Here is a 5,613-nt window from a genome sequence, read left to right on the forward strand (position 1 = left end):
GGCGAACGCGATCCGGTGTGCCCCATCGACGACGCCCGCGACATCGCTGCCGCGCTGCCGCCGCAGTGGATGCAGTTCGCCGCCTGCGCCGCCTCGGGCCACGGCGCCTGGCGCGACGAGCCTGACGCGGCGTTCGCGCGGATGCGCGAGTTCATCGTGGATTGATCTGAGCCCGTCGCTAGCGATCCGCCAGCGGCGCAGCGATCTCTTCGATGCGCGCCATCACCTCGGGCGTGAGCCGCTCGGCCACGGCCAGCGCGCCCAGGTTCTCCCGCAATTGCGCGATGCGGCTGGCGCCGGTGATCACGGTCGATACGTGTGGGTTGCGCGTGGCCCAGGCGATGGCCAGTTGCGCCAGGCTGCCGCCGAGTTCGGCGGCGATCGGCTCGAGCTGCGCCACTGCAGCGTTCTTGGCCGCGTCGGTCAGGCCGTTGCGCAGGAAGGCCATGTTCTCGAGCGAGCCGCGCGAACCTTCGGGTATGCCGCCGCGGTACTTGCCGGTGAGCAGGCCGCTGGCCAGCGGGCTCCAGGTCGTCAGCCCCAGCCCGATCTCCTCATACAGCCGGGCGTAGTCGTGTTCGACCCGCTTGCGATGGAACAGGTGGTACTGCGGCTGCTCCATCGCCGGCTTGTGCAGGTGGTGGCGCTCGGCAATCTCCCAAGCCGCGCGGATGTCGGCCGCACTCCATTCGCTGGTGCCCCAGTACAGCGCCTTGCCCTGGGTGATGATGTCGCTCATCGCCCGCACCGTTTCTTCGATCGGCGTGTGCGGGTCGGGTCGGTGGCAGTAGATCAGGTCGATGTGCTCCAGGCCGAAGCGGCGCAGCGAGCCTTCGATGGCCTGCATCAGGTACTTGCGGTTGAGCGTGTCCTTGCGGTTGACCGCATCGCCCTGGCGGTCCAGTCCCCAATAGAACTTGGTCGACACGACGTAGTTCAGCCGCGGCGTGCCCAGCCGCTTGAGCGCTTGCCCCATCACCTCCTCGCTGCGGCCGCCGGCATATGCCTCGGCGTTGTCCAGGAAGTTGACGCCGGCATCGAAGGCGGCGGCGATCATCTCCGCGGCAGCGTTGACATCCACCTGCGTGTGGTAGGTCACCCACGATCCCAGGGAGAGTTCGCTGACCCGCAGGCCGGCGCGGCCGAGGCGGCGGTAGCGCATGGTAGACGTTGCTCCGGTTCGCCGAGTGGGCCCCAGGGGCGGGTGCGCGGCACTGTGGCGGGCAAGTGTCGCGCAACCGGTGCAGGCGGCGCAGCGGCGGTTCGGATAACCCTGATGGCTGGGCGGCTCGGCGATGTCGTCCACGCGCAACGATGGGTCGCAGACGGGATAGCCCGAGGAGATGCTGCTTCACGAACCGTTGACAATGCAATGACATTCCGCCGGGTTGGGGCGGCCGCGGGCAAACCCATGCCTGCGGCAGGATGTACCAGCGGTGGCGGGTTTCGTTTTGGGTGATTCGTTCTGGAGAACATGAACATGAGGAAACATTGGGCATCAACCCAGGGGCTCAGGCATACAGCGCTGGCGGTGGCGGCAGGGTTGTGTCTGGCGTCGGTGGCGGTCCACGCGCAGGAGAGCGCCGGGTCGATCAGCGGCCGCGGCGGCAAGGGCGATGTGGTGGTCGTCGAGAACAAGTCGATCGGGGTGACCCGTCAGCTGACGTTGGATGCCTCGGGATCGTTCCAGGTTTCGCAGCTGCCCGCGGGTACGTACACGGTTACCGTGAATCGGGCGAACGGCACCAAGGAAAGCGTCCTGGTCACGGTGCAGGCCGGCCAGGGTGCCGTTGCGCTGTTTGGCGCGACCCAGCGCGTGGAGGTCACGGGCAGCCTGGCGCCGCGCAACTTCGACGTGAAATCGACGGAGTCGACGCAGATCCTGAGCAAGGCCGAGATCGACCGCATCCCGGTGCAGCGTGACGTGACCGCCATCACCCTCCTGGCTCCAGGCGCCGTGGTGGGCGATTCGCGTCTTGGGCAAACCAATTCCCGAGCCGGTAACGTGCCGTCTCTCGGTGGTGCGTCGCCGGCCGAGAACGCCTACTACATCAACGGCTTCAACGTCACCAATATCGTCAACGGCGTGGCGTTCAACCAGGTGCCCTATGAAGGGGTTGCCGAGCAGCAGGTCAAGACCGGTGGCTACGGCGCCGAGTTCGGCCGCTCCCTGGGCGGCGTCATCAGCGTGACCACCAAGCGCGGCACGAACGAGTGGCGCGGCGGGGTCAACCTCAAGCACAACAACAGCTCGCTGCAAGGCTCCGCGGTGCGGACCTTCCGTGATCCGGTCACGGGCGAGTGGTCACTCGTGGACAAGCCTGGCGGCACCGACTCGACCTACGTCAACCTGTGGGCCGGCGGTCCGATTGTTCAGGACAAGTTGTACGTTTTCGGTCTGGTCCAGGGGGCGCAGACCAAGTCGAACTACTACTACGCGGCAACCCAGGAAGAGATCAAGAACGATACGCCGCAGTACCTGGTCAAGGTGGACTGGAACGTCAACGATCGCAACCTGTTCGAGCTGACGGCCTTCAACGACAAGTCCAAGGACAAGACCGACACGTGGGATTCGTCGGTCGAGTACGGCACTGAGCGTGGCGAGTACAAGGGCCCCAGCACGGAGACGGCGGGTGGTGAGAACGTCATCCTGAAGTGGACGAGCTGGCTCAACGACGACCTCTCGGTGTCGGCGCTGGCCGGCGTGGGCAAGTACGACCGGTCTTCGGCGCCTGCGGGTGCAGACTGCCCCGTCGTGGTCGATCTGCGCACCTCGACGCGCAAGGATTACGGCTGCTGGACCGCGACGCGGGTCACGGACCCGAACGCGAATGATCAGCGCGAAGCGTTCCGCCTCGATGCCGAGTGGGTGCTGGGCAAACACACGCTGCGTGGTGGCCTGGACCACGAGATTTACAGTGTCCAGGACGGCACCGCTACGCCCGGCGAAGGCCAGTACATCCTGCGCACCCGCAATCCGGGACAGAAGCTGTCGAACGGCTACGTCATCCCGGGTACACCAGGGGTCGATCCGTCTGTGCAGATCGTCGAATTCCGCTTGTTCCAGAACGGCGGCAAGTTCAAGACGATCAATTCGGCCTGGTACCTCGAGGACACGATTCAGGTCACGAACAACCTGATCGCCAGCGTCGGCCTGCGCAACGAGTCGTTCACGAACAAGAACGCCGCCGGAACGCCGTTCATCGAGGTCGAGAACACCTGGGCGCCCCGGTTCGGCATGTCCTGGGACGTCACCGGCAACGCGGATCTGAAGGTGTACGGCAACTTGGGCCGCTACTACATTCCCGTCTATGCCAACACCAATGTGCGGCTCTCGGGAACCGAGCTGGACTACCGCGACTTCTACATGTACGGGGGCAACCTCGGCACAGACCGATTCTCGCGCCCGGCGCTGGGTGCACAACTGGGCGAGCGCGTCTACAGCAGCAACGGGGAGACGCCCAACCCGCTGAGCGTGGTCGACCCCAACATCAAGCCGATGTACCAGGATGAGTTCATCGCCGGCTTCCAGAAGTCCCTGGGCCAGCGCTGGTCGTTCGGTGCGAAGTACACCCACCGCAAGCTCGGCAGCGGCATGGACGACATCTGCAACGACGAGGGGCCGTATGAGTGGGCGCTGGCCAACGGCTACAGCGAGGACCAGGCGGCAGCGATCGGTGGCGCGATCGGGCACTGCTTCCTCTACAACCCTGGCAGTGATCTCACGGCCAACATCGACCTCGACGGTACGGGCGTGCTCAGCCCGGTCGTGATCCCGGCCTCGGCCCTGCACATGCCCAAGGCGAAGCGGACCTACGACGCGTTGGAGATCACCTTCGAGCGCGCCTGGGACAAGAAGTGGAGCTTCCAGGGCTCGTACGTGCTGGCGTTCAGCAAGGGCAACGCCGAGGGCTACGTCAAGTCCGACATCGGCCAGGACGACGCCGGTATCAGTCAGGACTTCGACTATCCCGGCCTGATGGAAGGCGCCGAGGGCTACCTGCCGAACGACCGCCGTCATACGTTCAAGTTCTGGGGGTCGTATGCCTTCAGCGACGAATTGCGCCTCGGTGCCAACCTGATCATCCAGAGCGGTCGCCCCAAGAACTGCTTTGGCGTGTATGCCGGCGAGCTCGATGGTGTGTCACAGCTTTACGGTGACGCGTCGTTCTGGTGCGGCGGCAAGCTGAACCCGCGCGGTACGCTGGGTCGCACGCCGTGGACGGAGCAGTTGAACCTGCAGGCCACCTACACGCCGGCGTGGCTGAAGGGGATGACGTTCAGCATGGACGTCATCAACGTGTTCAACAAGCGCGGTGTTCGCACCATCCAGGAAGCCGAGGGCAGCGGCATGGATGATCCGAAGTCCACCTACGGGCAGCCGCTCAGCTTGCAGCCGGCTCGCTCCATTCGGTTGTTGGCGCAGTACGAGTTCTGACGCTCGCGGTCGCTCCCGCTGACCGCACCCACCGAAGAACGGGCCACCTGCGGGTGGCCCGTTCTGCGTCTGCGGGGCCGACCGACTCGGACACAGGATTGGCGAGGGGTTTGCGCTCGGTGCGAGCAGGCGTCTTTCAGCGCCGAGCGAAGATCGCGGCCTGCCCGGCCCGCTCCCCCTGCTCGAACGCCTCCTCGAACACCGAGTAGCCGGCCAGATCGGCATGCGCGAACTGCACAGTCCCGCGCAGTTCGCGCAGCGCCGCCAGCGCCGGGCTGCCCCGGGTGCCGGGAACCGGAATGCTCATGGCATGGCCGTGGCGGGCGAGGTCGATGTGCTGCACCTTCTCGGGCAGGTCCGGGTGGGCGGCCTGCAGGTCGGCCACGATGCGGCGCCCCCAGTCCGATGCGGAGTCGGCCAGCAGCGCGCCCCGCTCGGTGGTCGTCAGCGGCCAGTAGGCGGTGATCACGGTGGGGCCTGCGGCAGGTGACAGGCGCTGGTGGCCGGCATCGACGTAGCCCAGGGAGGGCGAGCCATAGCGCACGTTGTCCCACGACGCGGGCGCACCCAGGCCCCGATCGAGCAGTGGCTCGCGCAGGGCCAGGTTGCCGACCAGCCAGGGCGCATAGCGCACGCGTGACGCGGCAGCGACCAGCGCCGGCGGTGGGTCTGCGAGCAAGCGTGCCGCAACGAACAGCGGCACCGCCATCACGACGGCTCGGGCCTGCCAGCGCTCCGGCCGTCCGGATGCGATGTCCCATGCATCGACCTGCACGCCCTCGCGCTCGGTGCGCACGGCATGGACGAGGCGCCCGGCATGCAGGCGGCCGGCCAACGGCAGTGCGAGCCGCTGGATCAGCCAGGCATTGCCCTCGGGCCAGGTGAACACGGCGTCGCGGCCGGGCGCGTCGTCGCCAGGGGCATGGAAGCCCTGGCGGCCGGCAAAGTAGTGCAGCCCCGCCCATGCCGACACCGTGCCGGCATCGGCGCCGTACTCGTCGCGGCAGGCGTAGTCCAGGTACCAGCGCAGGCGCTCGTCGCGCAGCCCGCGCGCGTCCAGCCAGGTGGCGAAGGTCTGGCCGTCGAGCTTCGCGGCGACGGCCGCGGCCTCCTTCCGGGTCTCGAGGTTCTGTGCCTCGAGATGTGCCTTGCGCGATTCAAAGGACTTGATGTTG

3 protein-coding genes are annotated in these 5,613 nt (G+C 66.8%); 1 reads left to right on the forward strand and 2 read right to left on the reverse strand.

The window, feature by feature from the left end; genetic code table 11:
• Positions 1 to 178: 178 nt before the first annotated feature.
• Positions 179 to 1,162, reverse strand: a complete 984-nt coding sequence (locus L6Q67_RS23090) for an aldo/keto reductase (RefSeq protein WP_296575711.1) — start codon at positions 1,160 to 1,162, stop codon at positions 179 to 181.
• 318 nt (positions 1,163 to 1,480) lie between these two features.
• Here L6Q67_RS23090 and L6Q67_RS23095 point away from each other — a divergent pair, with 318 nt between their 5' ends.
• Complete coding sequence (locus tag L6Q67_RS23095; protein ID WP_296575714.1) at positions 1,481 to 4,438, forward strand: TonB-dependent receptor; 2,958 nt, start codon at positions 1,481 to 1,483, stop codon at positions 4,436 to 4,438.
• Positions 4,439 to 4,574: 136 nt separating this feature from the next.
• Here the strand turns inward: L6Q67_RS23095 and L6Q67_RS23100 are convergent.
• A partial coding sequence (locus L6Q67_RS23100) for an FAD-dependent oxidoreductase (RefSeq protein WP_296575717.1) occupies positions 4,575 to 5,613 on the reverse strand: 1,039 nt, incomplete at its 5' end.

The sequence above is a fragment of the Zoogloea sp. genome (assembly GCF_023150065.1).
Taxonomy (GTDB): Bacteria; Pseudomonadota; Gammaproteobacteria; order Burkholderiales; family Rhodocyclaceae; genus Zoogloea.

Excerpts from the sequence above, each read along its gene's own strand:
- L6Q67_RS23095 (WP_296575714.1), top strand. The coding sequence starts at position 1,481 with ATGAGGAAACATTGGGCATCAACCCAGGGGCTCAGGCATACAGCGCTG.
- L6Q67_RS23090 (WP_296575711.1), bottom strand. The coding sequence starts at position 1,162 with ATGCGCTACCGCCGCCTCGGCCGCGCCGGCCTGCGGGTCAGCGAACTC.